Source organism: Cellulophaga sp. BC115SP (assembly GCF_009905545.1).
Taxonomy (GTDB): domain Bacteria; phylum Bacteroidota; class Bacteroidia; order Cytophagales; family Spirosomataceae; genus Flectobacillus; species Flectobacillus rivi.
Genome location: NZ_JAAALB010000035.1, coordinates 17,970 through 34,204 on the forward strand (window position 1 = coordinate 17,970; position 16,235 = coordinate 34,204).

General features: G+C 38.5%; 30 protein-coding genes. All 30 read right to left on the reverse strand.

The window, feature by feature from the left end:
• Window position 1: 1 nt before the first annotated feature.
• On the reverse strand, window positions 2-304 hold the full coding sequence (locus GVN22_RS20060) for a hypothetical protein (protein ID WP_166552798.1): 303 nt from the start codon (window positions 302-304) through the stop codon (window positions 2-4).
• A complete protein-coding gene (locus GVN22_RS20065) occupies window positions 304-627 on the reverse strand; it encodes a hypothetical protein (protein WP_166552799.1) in 324 nt (107 codons plus the stop codon). Before GVN22_RS20065 ends, GVN22_RS20060 begins: the two co-directional genes overlap by 1 nt.
• Window position 628: 1 nt before the next feature.
• Window positions 629-940: a hypothetical protein gene (locus GVN22_RS20070; RefSeq protein ID WP_166552800.1), complete on the reverse strand. Its 312-nt coding sequence runs from the start codon at window positions 938-940 to the stop codon at window positions 629-631.
• Between the two features lie 34 nt (window positions 941-974).
• The gene (locus GVN22_RS20075) at window positions 975-1,475 is read right to left on the reverse strand and encodes a hypothetical protein (RefSeq protein ID WP_166552801.1); all 501 of its coding nucleotides are present in this window, start codon (window positions 1,473-1,475) and stop codon (window positions 975-977) included.
• 23 nt (window positions 1,476-1,498) lie between these two features.
• The gene (locus GVN22_RS20080; RefSeq protein WP_166552802.1) at window positions 1,499-2,227 is read right to left on the reverse strand and encodes a hypothetical protein; all 729 of its coding nucleotides are present in this window, start codon (window positions 2,225-2,227) and stop codon (window positions 1,499-1,501) included.
• Between the two features lie 15 nt (window positions 2,228-2,242).
• Entirely contained in the window at window positions 2,243-2,476 is a 234-nt protein-coding gene (locus GVN22_RS20085; RefSeq protein WP_166552803.1) for a hypothetical protein, read from the reverse strand.
• On the reverse strand, window positions 2,476-2,949 hold the full coding sequence (locus GVN22_RS20090) for a hypothetical protein (RefSeq protein ID WP_166552804.1): 474 nt from the start codon (window positions 2,947-2,949) through the stop codon (window positions 2,476-2,478). Before GVN22_RS20090 ends, GVN22_RS20085 begins: the two co-directional genes overlap by 1 nt.
• Window positions 2,924-3,718 (reverse strand): hypothetical protein, encoded by a 795-nt coding sequence (locus GVN22_RS20095; protein ID WP_166552805.1) that lies wholly within the window; start codon window positions 3,716-3,718, stop codon window positions 2,924-2,926. The genes GVN22_RS20090 and GVN22_RS20095 overlap by 26 nt, the downstream gene beginning before the upstream one ends.
• A 1-nt stretch (window position 3,719) precedes the next feature.
• Window positions 3,720-3,902 (reverse strand): hypothetical protein, encoded by a 183-nt coding sequence (locus GVN22_RS20100; RefSeq protein WP_095160463.1) that lies wholly within the window; start codon window positions 3,900-3,902, stop codon window positions 3,720-3,722.
• Window positions 3,903-3,997: 95 nt separating this feature from the next.
• Complete coding sequence (locus GVN22_RS20105) at window positions 3,998-4,615, reverse strand: hypothetical protein (RefSeq protein ID WP_166552806.1); 618 nt, start codon at window positions 4,613-4,615, stop codon at window positions 3,998-4,000.
• A gap of 150 nt (window positions 4,616-4,765) precedes the next feature.
• The gene (locus tag GVN22_RS20110) at window positions 4,766-5,050 is read right to left on the reverse strand and encodes a hypothetical protein (protein WP_166552807.1); all 285 of its coding nucleotides are present in this window, start codon (window positions 5,048-5,050) and stop codon (window positions 4,766-4,768) included.
• 2 nt (window positions 5,051-5,052) lie between these two features.
• Window positions 5,053-5,517, reverse strand: coding sequence for a hypothetical protein (locus GVN22_RS20115; RefSeq protein ID WP_166552808.1), 465 nt, complete (start codon window positions 5,515-5,517; stop codon window positions 5,053-5,055).
• A complete protein-coding gene (locus GVN22_RS20120; protein WP_166552809.1) occupies window positions 5,514-6,341 on the reverse strand; it encodes a hypothetical protein in 828 nt (275 codons plus the stop codon). The genes GVN22_RS20115 and GVN22_RS20120 overlap by 4 nt, the downstream gene beginning before the upstream one ends.
• Before the next feature lie 7 nt (window positions 6,342-6,348).
• Window positions 6,349-6,657, reverse strand: a complete 309-nt coding sequence (locus GVN22_RS20125; protein WP_166552810.1) for a hypothetical protein — start codon at window positions 6,655-6,657, stop codon at window positions 6,349-6,351.
• Between the two features lie 60 nt (window positions 6,658-6,717).
• On the reverse strand, window positions 6,718-7,461 hold the full coding sequence (locus GVN22_RS20130; RefSeq protein WP_166552811.1) for a hypothetical protein: 744 nt from the start codon (window positions 7,459-7,461) through the stop codon (window positions 6,718-6,720).
• Window positions 7,462-7,468: 7 nt separating this feature from the next.
• A complete protein-coding gene (locus tag GVN22_RS20135; protein WP_166552812.1) occupies window positions 7,469-7,945 on the reverse strand; it encodes a hypothetical protein in 477 nt (158 codons plus the stop codon).
• Complete coding sequence (locus tag GVN22_RS20140) at window positions 7,923-8,717, reverse strand: hypothetical protein (RefSeq protein ID WP_166552813.1); 795 nt, start codon at window positions 8,715-8,717, stop codon at window positions 7,923-7,925. The genes GVN22_RS20135 and GVN22_RS20140 overlap by 23 nt, the downstream gene beginning before the upstream one ends.
• 2 nt (window positions 8,718-8,719) lie before the next feature.
• Window positions 8,720-8,944 carry a hypothetical protein gene (locus GVN22_RS20145; RefSeq protein WP_166552814.1) on the reverse strand — a complete coding sequence of 75 codons (225 nt, stop codon included), beginning with the start codon at window positions 8,942-8,944 and terminating at the stop codon, window positions 8,720-8,722.
• Window positions 8,945-9,418: 474 nt separating this feature from the next.
• Window positions 9,419-10,618: a hypothetical protein gene (locus GVN22_RS20150; RefSeq protein ID WP_166552815.1), complete on the reverse strand. Its 1,200-nt coding sequence runs from the start codon at window positions 10,616-10,618 to the stop codon at window positions 9,419-9,421.
• 25 nt (window positions 10,619-10,643) lie between these two features.
• Complete coding sequence (locus GVN22_RS20155; RefSeq protein WP_166552816.1) at window positions 10,644-10,844, reverse strand: hypothetical protein; 201 nt, start codon at window positions 10,842-10,844, stop codon at window positions 10,644-10,646.
• Window positions 10,845-11,305: 461 nt separating this feature from the next.
• Entirely contained in the window at window positions 11,306-11,785 is a 480-nt protein-coding gene (locus tag GVN22_RS20160) for a hypothetical protein (RefSeq protein ID WP_166552817.1), read from the reverse strand.
• Between the two features lie 74 nt (window positions 11,786-11,859).
• A complete protein-coding gene (locus GVN22_RS20165; protein ID WP_166552818.1) occupies window positions 11,860-12,309 on the reverse strand; it encodes a hypothetical protein in 450 nt (149 codons plus the stop codon).
• A 14-nt stretch (window positions 12,310-12,323) separates the two neighbouring features.
• Window positions 12,324-12,509, reverse strand: a complete 186-nt coding sequence (locus tag GVN22_RS20170) for a hypothetical protein (protein ID WP_166552819.1) — start codon at window positions 12,507-12,509, stop codon at window positions 12,324-12,326.
• A 31-nt stretch (window positions 12,510-12,540) separates the two neighbouring features.
• A complete protein-coding gene (locus tag GVN22_RS20175) occupies window positions 12,541-12,849 on the reverse strand; it encodes a hypothetical protein (protein WP_166552820.1) in 309 nt (102 codons plus the stop codon).
• A 130-nt stretch (window positions 12,850-12,979) separates the two neighbouring features.
• Complete coding sequence (locus GVN22_RS20180; protein ID WP_166552821.1) at window positions 12,980-13,360, reverse strand: hypothetical protein; 381 nt, start codon at window positions 13,358-13,360, stop codon at window positions 12,980-12,982.
• The gene (locus tag GVN22_RS20185; RefSeq protein WP_166552822.1) at window positions 13,339-13,581 is read right to left on the reverse strand and encodes a hypothetical protein; all 243 of its coding nucleotides are present in this window, start codon (window positions 13,579-13,581) and stop codon (window positions 13,339-13,341) included. Before GVN22_RS20185 ends, GVN22_RS20180 begins: the two co-directional genes overlap by 22 nt.
• Entirely contained in the window at window positions 13,553-13,888 is a 336-nt protein-coding gene (locus GVN22_RS20190; protein WP_166552823.1) for a hypothetical protein, read from the reverse strand. Before GVN22_RS20190 ends, GVN22_RS20185 begins: the two co-directional genes overlap by 29 nt.
• Before the next feature lie 33 nt (window positions 13,889-13,921).
• On the reverse strand, window positions 13,922-14,197 hold the full coding sequence (locus tag GVN22_RS20195) for a hypothetical protein (protein WP_166552824.1): 276 nt from the start codon (window positions 14,195-14,197) through the stop codon (window positions 13,922-13,924).
• Complete coding sequence (locus GVN22_RS20200; protein WP_166552825.1) at window positions 14,185-15,507, reverse strand: hypothetical protein; 1,323 nt, start codon at window positions 15,505-15,507, stop codon at window positions 14,185-14,187. The genes GVN22_RS20195 and GVN22_RS20200 overlap by 13 nt, the downstream gene beginning before the upstream one ends.
• 552 nt (window positions 15,508-16,059) lie before the next feature.
• Window positions 16,060-16,224 (reverse strand): hypothetical protein, encoded by a 165-nt coding sequence (locus GVN22_RS20205; RefSeq protein WP_166552826.1) that lies wholly within the window; start codon window positions 16,222-16,224, stop codon window positions 16,060-16,062.
• Window positions 16,225-16,235: the final 11 nt, after the last annotated feature.

Genomic DNA, 16,235 nt, shown 5'->3' on the forward strand with positions numbered 1-16,235 from the left:
ATTATTTGGCTGTAGCAGCTAAAACGGTTACTAATGCAGGAACAATAATCTTAGTAAGGTCGAGTACATTAGACCAAAAATCACCTCGTTTCATGAATTTCTTCTTTTTTACTGGAGCTTTTTGAGGCTTTGGCTTCTTGGAATTTCGTGGTGCTTGTGGTTGATAATCGGCTGAATCACATACGTAATTATTCTCGATGACAACCACCACACTAGGAGGTGATAAGGTATCTTGACGGATGGTTTGTGAAAAACCTAACATCGGAATGAATCCGAATAGTAAGCAAAAGATGAGTTTTTTCATTATGTTTTCAGTTGTTTAAGAATCTCACTTACTTGACTGGACAGGTTACTAAATTGAGAATTGAATTCGGCTCTTTGTTCTTTAAGTGCTTGTTTTAACTCATTTGTACCATTTTGCTGATTTTGAGAATCTTTCTCCAGTACTGCTAATCGCTCACTTAAGGAATTGAGTCTATCTTGAATGTGCTTAATCTCTTCCTGTCTTGCATCAATGCGTTCTTTCGTTTCTTCTGTTTTAGTTCTAAAAATCCACACCACCAGAGCAACTATTCCAGATAAAATAATAGGTGTGAAAATTTGCTCATAATTAACTTGTAGTAACATATTAGTGGTTAGTCGAATCGTACATTTGAGCTATCTTTCTTTTTGCCTCTTCAAAGGCTTTTTCTATTTCGCTATCTAAGCGCATGGACAATCGGTCTCTGGGTCTTCGGTATGGTTTTCTTGGTGGCGTAGATGGGTTGTGTTTTTGAGGTGTTTTTTCTTCCAACCTAGCGAATGCTGTATCTGTCGCATCAAAATAATCCAGCGTTCCAAATTCAGGGACTGTATCAATTTTGGTCAATTCCTGCACTAGTTGTTTCGCTTCGATAGAGTCTTTTTTCTTTGGTGTTTCAATGCCTAATAGATTGTCCACTACTTGATATTGGGCATCAGAACAGGAGAGTAAACTAATACCGATGAATGAGCCAATGATTAAGAGCCTTGACTTCTTTGCTGTTGAGCTTCCAGAACTCTTGGTAGTTGAGGATGATTGCATCTTGTTTTCGTCTTAGATGTGGGAAAATACCTTGTTTCCTTCGTTTGGGGTCGTAGGGAGAGCCCGTATTAAAGCCTCCAGTACGAAACCTTGTTTTGTCACCTGCAATATTCCATTGGGTTACGACCTCAACGTGCCATTGGTTTTTTGACCAATTGAAAAGAGCTACATCACCTTTTACGACAGGCTCACTATTAACAGCTTTGCCATGTTGTCGTTTGATAGCTGAATGTCTTAACCATGACAGCGCTCGTGGGGTGGCTTTTACAGGAAGCCTGTTACACTTACCAATGTAGATAATTCCACTTGAGCAATAGGCTGAACCTTTTGGTGCACCTGCCGTTTTGTTGATTTTGTCAATGAGAAAGCCTCTATTGTTGGGTCTTTCCAGATTGTTATAGAGGCTTTTCATCGTGTCTACTACAGCCTGTCTAATCAGGAATTGGTGATTGGACTGGCTAAATACATGATGGCAAATGAGAAAGCTTTGGCATATACCAAATACAAGGCTTGCTTTACTTGGAATTCGTCTGAGCAATTGAGAAACCATTTCGATATTAAGTTATGTTCGGGTGCTTCGTGGTTGTTTCTGAATCGGTACACAACGCTCCAGTTGATCAGCAAGGAGACGTCTACAATGAGCCACATAATCGACCAGTGATTAAGCTTGATAATAAAGTCAATCCAAGCCGATCGCACTGCCATTGAGATGTCTGTTCCCTCAAGCTTGACAAGGTGGTTGAGATAGCTTGAAATAGCAAAGAGTGCCAAAGTGAATAATGTTGTAAGAATCCATCGTCTTGCTACCGAATACCCTTTGCCAAAGAATGGCTCAGTGGGTAGTTCAACTACTTCATCTTCTAATTCTTCACCATCAATCTGGATTTCATTTGCCAGCTTTTTAGCATCCTCAGCAAATCCCTTGAGCGTTTCTGCCTTTGTGAGATTTCCTGCTAGTGCTTCTTGCCTTGACTGAGCCATGAAGGTTGCAACGTTGTCGAGAAGAGCCTGCCTTTCATCTATTTTTTGCTGTTTCTCAGCTTCTTTTTGTTCTTGTTGCAGTTGTTCGACTCGTTGCAACTCTAGCTCAGCATCTTGCCTTTTCTTCTCCGCTTGTGCCTTGAGTTCGTTGATATTGATATTTTTATCCAAATTCTTTCCCATTGCCATTTTGAGGGGTTAATTTTTGAATGATGATAGGGCAAACTTCATTGCCCAAAACATGAGGAATGCTAAAATGATAGCAAAACCTCCGAGTGCCAGAAACAAATAGAATGCGATATTCTTGATTGTTTCAGTTTCCATCTCTACGTTGGTATTCACGGTGATTTCAGGCTTTTTCTTGCCCGTAATAAAATCCTTGATTTCGTCTGTAGAAAGGATGTTGGCAAGAGTATCTAAGATGTTCGCCATTACTTTGCCTTGAGTTTTGTGAGCCTAGTAAGTACACTGTCGTATGCTGCTGCGGAATAGAGTTTGTGCTCAATAAACTCTGTTAAGAACGTCCCGTCTTTGAAGTATTTTCGGTTGTAGTCGTTAGCTATCCAAATCAACTCTTTATCGGTCAACTCCTTGAGAATATGACACAAATCACGCATTTCGCCATACCATACCTTGCTATACCATGCCGTAAAATAGCTGTGAGCCTGTTCTACAATTACTTTTCCTGTGGTCTTTGTCCATTCCTCGAAGACTGACTTCTCCTGAGCCGTTGGAGGCTGGTATTCAGGAGATGGGGCATCACTTGGAGGAGTGTTTAAGCCTTTGTCTTTACCAAGATTGAAAATAAAGTATCCAATAAGACCAATGGGAACAAGGAATAAAAGGATGGCTGTAATGGGCTTTGTGACCAACAAGGTCTTATACCAGTTTAGCTTTTCTTTCATTTTTTTTGTCTTTATAAGCACGATACATAGAATAGAAGAACAGACTAAAAAGCAAAAAGAAAAAGCCATACAGCGCTACTTTCAAAATCCCAGCTCCAGTTGAATCCGAAACCCCTGATTGAGGGTCATCATCTTGAGTAACAATCACAGAGCTTGACTCACCAGAGGAATCAACTTTAGGTAAAGCCTTGGCTTGTGGTTTGCTATACGATACATAATCACTAGCGACCCAGCCGATGGCCTTTCCTTTGGCATCAAATACCTTTAAAAAGGTAATGGTCAGGTACTTCTTAGTGCTTTTATCGGTGTATCCTACAATGTTACCGTAGTTTACAATTTTCAGCTCTTTTTTAAGCGTATTAGCTTCTGGTCGAAGTTTTACCCCTGAGGTGGTATTGCAATACAAAGGGGCTAGCTCCGTCTTTTCATCTGCTTTAGGTTGTTCACCATTATCTGCAAATTCAATCTCAGTAGGTTTGAACCAGAGATAGGTTAGGTACTTTTGGTTGACCGCATCGACCAACAATGGTTCGTCCAAATCTATAGCAGTGTAGGCAACCGTTTTCTTCGAGGTTTTATCTACTACCGTAGTAGTTTGTCTAATCCTTCCTAACAAAGCGCCTTTGGGATACGTAATCACGCTTGGTTTGGCATCGGAAAAAATGAATGTCAAACCGTAAGCGGTTGTAGCAGAGACTTTCACCAGCCTTCCTTGAGCCTGCCGAGTGTCAGCAGTGGTCAAGGTGGTGAGATAATCGAGAAAGTTCATACTATTCATCCTTTTTTAGTTTGGGGAAAAGTTTTGAAAAAAGCTTAGAAAAACCTCTTACACCAAAAACTACGATGGTTACAAAGAGCGCCATGAAAATTGCGCCAATTACGAAGTCAATGAACGTGTAAGCTTTTTCCTTAGCTTCTTCCTTTAGTGTTTCCCTTACTTCATCTTTAGTCATAGTGAGAAGATTTAAGGGTGAGAGAGCAAAGTCTTAGAAAATCAGGAGAGTACTTTGCTGACTCTCCTGATTTCAAATTTTTCTACTAGTATCTTTTACTTGTCAATGGGCTTCTTTTTCTTTCCGCCAAAGAGTTTTTTAGCGACATATACACCACCAACGATAATCACAGCACCAATGCCTGCTGCCCAATACCAAGCCATTCCTAAAATAGTTTTAGTGGTTGCGTCCGTAGAAGCGTTAGCAGTGCCAGGATTATTGCTTGAGCCAGAGCCACTGCCAGAGCCATTGCCAGAACCTGAATCAGATGAGCCTCCAGAAGTGTCTGTAATTTTTGTGACTGAAGTGATAGTAGTATCACCTAAAGCTGTTGCATTCGTGCTAGTGAAAAGGACTTGAGATGAACCAAAAATATTGGCTACTACTGTATTTTCAAGTGCGCCAATTTCTGATTTATCAGCAAATTTACCTGCAATCTCAGCGCTTGCTCCCAAAATCGTTAAGAATTCCTTCGATTGGAAAAACCATTTTTTGGAAGGGTTAAAGTTAGGACGTGGGTCAAAAACAATAACAACAGGATCCGTAATGTTTGCTACCTTCAAGGCAGCGACTTGGTAATTTACCGCAGCATCATTTGCATCGGTTGAAGTGAAAATAAGCTCACCTTCTTTAATGTCTGTCGAAGGGTGCTTTTTGTTGAATGTTAAAGCCATTTTGCTATGTATTAATTTAAAATGAGAGTGAATTCGTGTTTGCTTTAGGTTACAAAGGTTGTTGGACTCGTTTAAATCTTGACGCTAGTTTTTACTGAAATACGTTCGAATTCACTCGAATACGATGTAGTTGGCAAAAGTGCGATGGTATTAGCTCTTATACTTTCGATTTTTAATTTTACTAATCCATTCAAGCCACTGGATAAATCTTCCTTCTTCCTTCATTGAGTTGATTTCGAAGTCTGAGGGATTGAGTTCTCTACAGAGATGTACGACCCATGCAGGCAAACATTTTCCTTTATAATCGTTCAAGTCTAGTTGATATTCATGCAATAGATAATCCCCATAAACCGCCATCAAATCCATGTAGGACCTTAAATGCAGGTTATGTTCCTTCGCTAATGTTGAAAGATAAACTAGGTCTTTACGTGACACGATTACTTGTATAGGTTTCTGATATAGTGATGAATATTGAAATCGGATTGTTCTATAATATCAACATCTTGCCAGTCGTCATGGTATTCAGGGGGAATCCAGAAATAGCCCAAATAGTTAATTCTAAATCGTCTATTACAAGGTGTTCTGAATTCCCTAAGAATAGCCCTTTGCGCTCCAATTTGGTCATATTCCTTGTTTTTGATTTTTCGAGCAACCTCCAAAACCTCGTCTAGCTTAGTTGTGGTGGATGTAGGGGAACAATCTCCAAGGGCTTGATTCGAGCTCTGTTGATTCTTTTTTTTTTGAGCTTCTTGAATGATTTGTTTTTCTCTATCCTCAAGGTCTTTTTTCGTGACATTCTTGCTGATAAGCTTCAAAAAGACATAGATTCCTAACAGCGTACCCAAACTAATAGCAGTTACCAGAATACAAAAGGTAAAAAAGTAGAATCCAAAGTTTTTCATAAATCAATTATTTGGTCTTGTAACAGAAGGTATTCGTGCCCACTTTCATCCGTGGCGAGAAAGTATCCATGATCCTCTTTGAAAATTAGATTTTCGTTCGGTAGAAGTATCCTATAAGCCAAGTTCATTTTATTAGGAAATGTCCTTTCTTTATTCTCCCAAGTGACTTCTTTTTGCGCTTGTATGTACAAATCACGTGGGTAAATATCATCCGAAAACTTCTGTTCATTAGACTGTTTGACAATGGCTCGTTGGAAATACTGCCAAAACGAGGGTGGCACGTACTTGTATTGATGATAGATAAGAAAGACATCGTTACAATTGATTCTATTGTACGCCAAGAGGTCAATATACTGAGGAAAGTTTCTTACGTTCCCCGTTATACGAGAGCCCACATCGTCGAGTATGGTGATGGCATTCTTCAAGGTGAGTGCCTCCTGACAAAAGTCCTGAACCCTTTTGCCTCTATCTCTTACCACTGCCCAGCAGTAATAATCCTCCTTACTAGCACCATAGCTTTGAATTTCATCGACTGTAATGACTTTGTAATTTGGTAGTACAAAGTTGGGATTAATGAAACCTATGGCTTTTCGGATACCTGCTGGCTCAAAAGACTCATGCCACATGGGGTCAAAAATCAGTACCTTTTTGATAAGTTTCTTCTGCATTGCCATTGCTTGAATGATATAGGCAAGCTGAAGCACTGTTGTGGTCTTTGCAGTTTTTTGAGCACCCACAACAAGCCAGTTAAGGGCTTGTTGCTCAGCATTAGGAGGACTATTGGACAAAGCTTCTTGAATGCGCTTGTACAAATGATAATCCATAATTGTATTAGCTACCGAGTAGCTGGTTTTTGAGTTCTTGTCGGAATACTCTTGGTACTGACTCTAAAATAGTATCAATATTAGTTTCGAAGAATTCTTTGGTTTCATTTGACCATTTTTCGAAACATTGATTGATTGCCTCTCTGACTTGCTCAGGGGAGTGCTTTTCAACATCATACTCCAAATGTTTAATTTTATTGGCAGTGACTATCACACAAACACCACTTTCGTGTTTATGATACACTTCCATATTGATACAATGCTCCTGAATGGCTTTTGTTTTTTCTTGCAGGGCTGATGGGTCTAATCCAAACATAGTTTTTAGCTTAAAAGTCTTGTTAAAATGATTTCGATGAATTGTCCAAGCTTCTCCATGTTAGGTTTTCTTGTTGGTGAATTTTTCTAAGAGTTGCTTACCATATTCCAAAGCGGGCTTTTTGTATTTAAGCGCTTTATCCACCAACATATCTGCCCCCAATTCATAGATTGGTGTAGTCATGATGGTTGTGTACATACTAATGATATCCATTTCTGAGATCATCTGGTGCTTACCAGCCATATACTCAAGTCGGTACTTTTGAAAAAGAGTATCCTCTAAAAGCTCAAGTAAATCTTCTTCAATGTTAGTGGTGAGCTTGGTGAACTCTTTAAGTTTCATCTTGTTTTGCAAAGCAACTCTAATCTCGTCAGGCAAATCCGTGATTTCATCGATTTCGTCAAGGTCGTTTTCCTTTTCGTAGTCTTCAAGCTTTTTCTCTTCATCCAAATCCTTTACCACCATCGTAAACAGTACACGCATGGTTACACCCTTTTGACGTAGTACGGAACAGATTCTTCGAGCGTTAATCTTTGCTTCTTGTCGCAGGTTCTTTTCCACCTGTTCGATAGGAGCAGCGAAGGTAGCCTGAACTGGAGCAATGGTTGCTTGTTGGTAATTAACAGTTGTTGGCTCTTGATAGGGATAACTTTGCTGAGGAATTTCACTCGTTTGTTGTGGAGTACCCGCTAAACCGAATAGCCCAGGACCTTGTGTAATATTATTGACATTTTGAGCGAATTGTTGTGTAGAGTCTAACACACTTTTGCCCATATTGAAGGTTTTTTTTAGATTATCAAACATGATGATTTTATTTTTTGTCTAGTCTTTCGATAGCCTCTATAATCGCTTTGCCGATTCGTGTACTCTTAACAAACTTCTTACCCCAAAGCATAGTCGCTGTCCAGATATTCTCTCTCACACGTGATTGAAAAGCTGAAGAAGCTTGTAGATATTTTTCCTCCAGTTGTTTTGCTTTTTTCTTTCTCCAGCTCCAACGAAACTTTGTCTGAGCATAATGCTTTTCGACTGTGTGCATAATCAAAGGTTCTAGCTGAAGCCCTTGAGTCGTGAGCACTCCTTGCTTGATAAGCATCTCGAATAGTGCCTTTAGATGGACTTGATTGAACTCCTCAGTTTTAGAAATCTGATTACGATACTGCAGGTTGTTAAGAGCCTCCTGAAAGAATGAATCCCAAAACGCTGTGTCTCCTTCATCGTAGATTTTGCATACCTCCAAGGGCGCATGAGTGGTATCATCTATTTCAACGACCGCTAGTACTTTCATGTTTTTCTAAGAGTTCAGCAAAGTATTCTGGAGTATAATCTCTCGATATCCAATGAGGTTCATTCGCAAGATTGGCAGCTACCTCAAAGACATATTCCAAGCCCTTGAGTAGTTCGTCAAACTTCAAGGATAAAGCCTGATAGCTTGTCGTGTTCTCCTGTTGAGAAGCTTGTACAAGCGTGAGTTTTTCGTACTGACTGCGATAATAAATTGCTTCCTGTTGTGCTTGCTGAAGCTGTGTTTCGAGTTCTTCAAGACGAAGCTTAGTAGCGAACGTGCTTTGCGTCTGAATTTGGGATGTTTTTTCCTCATGCTCACCTTCATATTGGTAGTCGTTAACGGCGTTAACGCCATATTTTACTTCGTTAACGCTAGCGTTAACACGTGTAAACAGCTGGTTAACAGCGTTTACACTATTTTCAGTGCTTTGAGTGAGAGGGTGTGGGTGCGTTAACGCAATTTTGGCTAAACCTGTAAAAAAAACCTCCTTTAAAAAGTCCTGAAAATCCTGTTTTTGGCTTTCATTTTGTCCTTTTTCTCGGTTTTGAGCTACCTCGTATAACTCCGAAAGTTCACTTTCTGACAGACAGATATGCACTTTGTGGGAGTCATAATCAAGCCTGTTGATGTAGAGGAAGGTTCTGTTTAAAATCAGGTAATTGAGTAAAGCTGATAGCCCTTCAAATCCAAAAAAACTAGCCTCTATTTCAAGATTCCGTTTGGTCAGTTCAGGTACTCTTGCCCCAATACCGACACGTGCAATATCTTCCATGATTAGTATGGTTTTGAAATTTCAGCAATGAGTGTTACAGGATTTGAAATGACATTATTGTCTTCATCTTCAGTGTCAAAAATATTGACAGCAAGACCCAAATCATTCAATTCTTTGGAGAGTGTATTGATAGCAGAGAGGTGTTGTCTTAATTGTTCAGACTTCTGATTTCTGATAGCTTCATCATGTTCAAGGTTTTCTTGAACATTTCCTACAATTTCAGTCATGGTCGTAGTTGTTTAGAAGAGAGAAAAAGTGTATTTTTGATAGTCTTTTCCAGAGATACTACAAAAACCTCACTCATCCTCTCTTTAGTTAGCATCTGCCTTTTTTTGTAAAGGTGTGATGGCTACACTTCGTACGCAAGCCCTGATACACTATTGAAACATTAATGAAACGCTTTTGAAACAATTCTAACTTTAGACCGATGAGAGGTATTACAAAAAAGGAAATTAGGACTATACTTAATTGCGAAAGTAGAGCTACATTTAATCGCCACATTAACAGAGGGGGACTCCGCACAAAGCTTCCATCATTTTTTTACGAAAGAAATACGTTTTATGGAGAGGAGATAACGCTTTTGGAGAGGATATTTCAGGTAAGGTTACGTGTAAATTAGTTATGAGATGGAATTGTAATTTTCAAAAAGCCTCTAAACGAATTTAAGAGGCTTTTTGAAAATGAATTATTACAAGCTATAACTAATCACTAGCTTCCACTTTCTTGGTAAAAGTTGATAAGAAAGTAGATAAAAGAGCAATAAAAATAATCGGTGCTAGGATAAATAGGAAAATCATTTCCAATAAGCTCTTTTTTTCTCTTACAATAGGCATTTTAACATCTCTATATAGAGTAAATGGTTCATTAGCACTGTGCACTAACAATTCTGCAAAATCCTCTGCTGCCTTTTTCTCTCCTTCCAGATTAAGATGAATTTTATCTTCTAACCTATACTCATTTCCATATTTGTAGATGTCAGGTCCCTTGAGGGTATTGGGGTTTTGCTCAATAGCTAACAAAGTTCCATCAATAATAAATTTACGGTTCTCAAAATTCGTAACAGATGGTGCAACTATGAATTGTAAGTTAGAGATACCTGATTCCTTTCTAGCAGTATCAATTATTACACGATAGTGTTGTGCGATTACATCAGCAGAATTCGTGAGGTCTACGTCATTGTCTCCATGAATACTAAGAACCGCCTTAATTCCTGTTTGAGGAACAATATACTTCAACACATTGAGAAACTTTATAATAGGCATTCTGCGAGAAGAGTCAACAAATGTACCAGCGAATGGTTGATTTTTTGCTGACAACTCCCACTGCTGAAGTGTTGAGCCTCCGAATCCTGCATTAATAAATGCAACTGGACAATCATTATTTTTAGCAAGAATATCACCTAGTTTACCCCAAATACCCCTTTTTTGCCAGAATACAATCTCATCATCTACATTCTGAAAGTCTGTCGCTGTGTGTTCAGAAAAATCCTTCATTGAAATGAATCCAGTATTCTTATAAAAGTCAGGATTGGTCATATCCTTGTTAAAGCAAGATGCAGTAATAATAACACGTTCATCGGTGCAGTAGTTAGATCCCCATCCACCTGTAAAACTATGTCCAATAATGGTGTAAATGTCACCAACTGCTACGATAATGGAGGCATTTTCTTGGTTATTGCTAATCTTAATTTCATAGAGACCTTTCTCAAGCCTAATGTATGTCAAAAAGTCATTTGTTGTGGAAGTGACCTTTTTCTCAAAAGCTACCCCGCCATTAATAGGAGTAGCGATTATCCGTAAGGCTTTATTGCCATTTTCTATAATACCTTTTAAGGCGATAGTAGCATTATCAGTGATGTCACGCTGAAAGGGTTGTTTGTTTTTTGGTGATATAATTTTCATTGGTTTGTATTTGAGAGTGGTTGATTTATTTACAATACGTTAGAATCCAGTTATTGAGCATTTTAATATGTGATAGTAGTTCCATGTCAGCTTTGATGTAAGGCTGTTCTTCTAGGACATCATCTGAACCAGCTATCGTATCCTCAAGCCCATATTCAATTTTAAATGTACATTTTTCAAAGATTTCCAAAAACATTTGCTTTTCAGCTTTGTTGAGTTTCGCCATCTGCAGGTGAGTTAAATTGCTACCAATTTGCAGAGCTACCTGTTGTGGCCACAGAGCTGATCAGGTTGAAATTGGTAGCAATAATGAAATAAAATCGACTAAAGTAGATACTTTGATAGTACTATTGCTACCGAAAGTTCTTACTGTGTGGAATATTGGCATTGTAGATAACAGCATATTTTATATACCAGTATGCCATAAAGAATGGAGACCAGATATAAACAGTTAGTCCAATAAAGTGCCCGAACATTTTACTTCTATTTGGATAGTTAAAAAATGGGGATATACTATCTATTTCAACACCAGACACTCGTAAAAGCCAAATGAATGGATTAAAAGCTATTCCTATGATGCTATAAAGAACTAGCAAGGGTAATGGGTAAAACGTAAAGACAATTAGTAAAATACAACCATACAGAAAAATGAATGGAGATAGTATTACTCTAAGCAATAATTTACCTCTACTCTGGTACTGTGGCTTTTTTTTCATTCTGTTTAGTCTGTGTTTTTTTCTTGTCTGCATCAATATATTCTCTAAATACAATTGCCGCTGATTTTTCAATTTTAAGCATTAGCTTAGCAAGGGATTCTTCATACACGTACTCGATTCTACATATTCCTTGATGAATAGACCAAGAGACAGGTCTGTCATTTTCATATCGAAAGCAATCAGCTTCGGGGATTAAAATTTCTGCAAGTAGTCCGAACTTTCTGAAATCTACTAAGGCTTGTAGTAGTTCATTATTATCCTTGTAATCATTAAAATACTCTGAATTGAACACTTCTGGAAAACATTTCTCAAAATCGGACTCTCCCATATCATCGTTCAATAAATCCTTTAAATCTCTACTTTCCAATGAGCCAGCAATCCAAAAAAGTCTATTAATTTTAGCTCCGTGAGCTTGGTCAAATCTCTCAACCGCTTCTTGATTATTTTTCATGTGTATTGCCATTTTATTATTGTCAACCATTAGGTGAGCCCTGTAAAGTGGCTGAGCTCTACAGGGTATTTAGATTAGAAATCTTCCTTAATATTATCGTCGTTAAAGGTTTGTTGTAGCATTTCGACAAGTAGTTCATCCAGTTCTTCAAATTCTCCAAATATCCTTTGATAGCCAGATTTGTGATACCACTGTTCAAATGTCAAAGCACTTAGCGACGGTTTCCATTTGGCTATCTCATCACTAAGTCGACTGTGCAAGTTTTCGAATATTGGTTCTCCTAGCGTAGACAGGGCATTTGAGAGTGCCATCGCCTCATGGATTTGGAATTTCATGATACTGGAGCCGTAGTCAGATTCTTTGTATTCGTACTCGAAATGTGAATGAAAGAGAGAGGCTACAATTAGACTAGGGTCAAGAATCCAGAATGATGTTGAATTCTGCCTTTTGTAATAAGCCTCTATCATGCTTTTTTCACGATGAGTATAAGCCCTGAGGGCATTATACTCATAAAAATTTATCATTATGCCGACTCTGTTCATAGGTCAATGATTTCGCAAGTGTCATCTACATAGAATATCCAATCGTCACCAGCCTCATCGGTGTAATACACTCTATTTCGGAGGTCGTTAGTTTCTCCTACATAAGTTCCACCAATCTTAATATCTGAATTTGTACTTCTTTTGCCTTCAATTGCAAGTACTCTAAATCTTACTGCGTCCATGATGTTTTGATTTGAATGTGATTGTTTATTACTACTTCTTTGGTGTCACTTTATTTGCAACTATCAAAAACTTGTTGAATCCTTCAATTGCTGATAGAAGCTCATTGATTGTATCTGACTGCTCTTTTTGGCTTTGTTCGTTTTCCTTTTTGAGTTTTTGCAGCTCATTCCTTAGCTTATTGATTTCAGACTCTTGTCTTTTGTAGGTTCGAATGATATGCTGAACTGCTTTATATGCTGAGTGATTATACTTTTGGTTCATGACCTCACTGATGATTTCAACAATGTCCTGATTTTCCTGACTGTCAAGGTCTCGAAGGTTAATGATTTTGAGTTCCATTTTGCTACCAATATTTGATTTATGAATTGCTGTTGAGTGATGCTCCTGTGAGAGCTTTGATTTTTTTGCTACCAAAAATGTATCTGCAGAGTGAAAAAATGGTAGTTTCCCTGGCTTAAATTGGTAGCAACTAGCGGACGCTTTTTTTCTGGTTATTATGATAAGAAGCACGATGTTTTGAATTGCAAAATAGGCTTCCTTTTCGTTTGTCTTTTAGGTTTTCACCGCAGAAGTGACATTGTCCAATTGGTGTAAGATTTGATTCTAAGTCAAGTGAGGTATTTTCTTCGTCAATGTCTTCTTGCTCTTCCTCTGCCTGATATTTTACGATGCCTTTGTCAATCAAGTGGGAAAAATCAACTCCTAAATCCAAACAAAGAAATTGTAGTCTTACAGAATATTTAGATTTTTCTGTATTGTTAATACATCTAAGGTACTTACCATAAGTGTAGATAATATCCTCACGTAGTTTGATAACTTGGCTATTCGTCAAATGACTGAAATTATCCATTGTCCATTTTGAAGAGTTAAGGTTGCTGGCTGAATGATTTTGTTTCTGCAATCGGGTTCTGAGTCTTTCAAATAAATTGAATAGTATTGTGCACTCAGTCGGGTCGAAAAATTGATAATGTTACTCTGGTTTGAGAAATCGACATTGGTTTGTTGCTCCCAACGGTCTTTTAGCCTGATAAAAGTGATTCCTTTAGCTTTTGTGATGATGATGTAGTTCATGTGTAGATTGGGGTAGGGATACATTTGGTTTAATCGTTCCTACAATATCCATGATGTCCATCTGAATATTTCCTTGAAACTGTTGTCTGGAAAGACCCAAGAAATCCGAAAGCCTCTTGACAATTTGCGGAGTGACATTTCTTTGTCCTCTGAGCATTTTTCGGATATTCGAATTATCTGTATTTTCTCCATATCCAAGTTCCTCCCTGATGATGCTGTAGAGCTTTTTTCGTTCAGAAAGAGGCATTTCGCTGTATTTTCGCTTAATCTGGAGTGGAATTGTTGTAGGATTTTCAAAAGCCTTCATGTGACCCGATATTAAGTGTTTTGACCCGTTTTTTTAGAGTGGTTTTGAAAAGACTAATCTTTTCGTTTCGTTGTCGAATCTTGCAATTTCGCCCAAATCTTTACCCGTTTTAGGCTCCTTGGCGTAGATAATCGCAAGGTCGAAGCCTCTGAACTTATTTATCATATTCTCAGCACTTTCGATGCGCTTGTTTAGGTATTTGTTTTGATAAACTTGAATTGGCGTTCCTTTGCTGGTGAGCGCAATGTTTGTTCCCGACGGCATTCTGTACTTGATATGCCATTCGGCAGTTCTGATTAATTCGTCCATTGTGATGATAAGTTTGTGTTGGATATGAATGAGTAATATTTTTCTAGTGTTTCTGGACTTGTTCTTTTTGATATTCTTTTTGCCCAGTAAAGAGATAACTCGCTAATCGAAAGTATTTTACCTTTTTGCCCACGTGGTATGATACCAAATGCTAATGAATTCTTCGCTTTTTCCAGTTCGTCTTCAAATCTTACCTCAAGGAATTTTTTCTGCTCACGTTTGAGCCACACATGGGCAATCAAGAAACCACCTCTATCACGATACTTCTTCGAGAAGTAGTTAAGTGGCCAGTATGCTTCACGGTCGTACTTTTCATTGTGCTTTTTCACCAAATCTACCTCAGCTATCTTGGTCATACAGAACGTTTTCCAGTGGATATAGCTCTCTGTGCCATTAAAGTGCCCAAATACATCACTACCGATTAACCTCTTGATTTTCACCTCTGTTTCTCCATTGAATTTCTGTTTAGGATAGAGGTTCTTCTTAGCGTAATTCCAGAATTCGGTGATTAATTGTGCCTTTTCATGTGGTTGAATCGGCTTTTCTTGAACTGGTTTGGTGGTTCTGCTAGGCATGGGAGACTTATGTCCTCCAAGGTGGCGGTTGCGGAAGTATTCAGCTCTACCGCTTGCATAGTTGTCCACATCATCGGTGTCGGCGGCGCAACTTGTTTCATTTTCCTTGTCATTTGTGGAACTTTCAAGGGTATTTTTTTGGAAAGAAAGTTCAAAGGGCTCAATTTGCTTTTTTTCCCTGTCAATTTCCCTGTGTCTTTCCCCGTAATTTTCTTGGGTAGATTCAACATCTACTGCTATATATGTATTGTTTAAATTTATCCTGTCTTTTAATATCGGAAAACTTTGCCACGTCTGAGTAATTAGGATGTCCTTGGGTAGGACTGTTAAAGCCTTCAACTGAGGCTTCAAATTGACATCACCAAGGGCGATATAAAGGTTTGGGATGATTGTGTATCCCCCTGTAGAATTGTTGTCTATAATGTCAATAAAACGGGCATTTGACAGTCTAGCAAGGATATTGTAGATGTTTCTAGTCTCACATGAAATGAGTCTAGCTAGCTCTCTACGGGTAATGTTAATAGATGGAATACTCTGACTGTCAACCCATGTAGATGAATTGACCAGCTTGCGAAACATAGGTAAATACTTGTATAGAATCGCCTCCATCACTTTTTGATGTGGAGTGCGAAGCTTTGCTGACAAACCTAGATGTTGTAGGGCATTAAACTCCTGTGCAAGCGCATAGTATCGCTTGTAAACGCTTGAGCTTGTTTGCTCGAGCGTCTTAGGCATCCTTACGAAGTCTGTGTTAATCGTCGATTTAGGGCAAAATAGATTCATATTCTGTGAAATGGGCAAAGTATCGCCACAGGTTTGGTCGTCACACTACTAGCTGTAGCAGATACTTCAATTTGCTTTTGTTGCCAATGAGGGATTCGAACCCTACAGAACGTACCTAAAAGGTCATTCTGACACCGTGAAAGGGCATAACTTATTTAACTATACGTTTCGGTCTTTTCTCCTGAATGGGAGAATGACCACAAGCGCTATAGAAAGAATTAATATCATTTTCATAGTCAGGAAAGAAGCTACCACACAAGGTGTGGTAGTCTTTAAAATCTATTTCTACACCTATTGTCTTTAGAGAAAGAACCTCCCACATCATTTTGTGGGAGTCTAGCTAATCACTCAATTCATAAATCCAAACAAATGGATTTATGAAGCCTCTTTCTTTATTTAAACCCGTCTCTTTTGTTTTTCTCGATAAAGTGCCTAACCGCAAAGAAAACGATAAATGATGGCACGAATATTTTCAAAAAAACTGCACTCCAATGCGATAAAATGCTAATTATCATCCTCTAAGTCGCCTCCTACGAAGTCTTTTAATTTGTCCTCCAAACTTGTTCCAGCAATAAAGCTGTAGGCAAAGTTGGCACAAAAAAAGGCAAAGCCCATAGCCATAGCGCTAACAAAGAAATCTACGAGGTTTTCAACTTCAACAGTACTCATGGTTGTAAAAG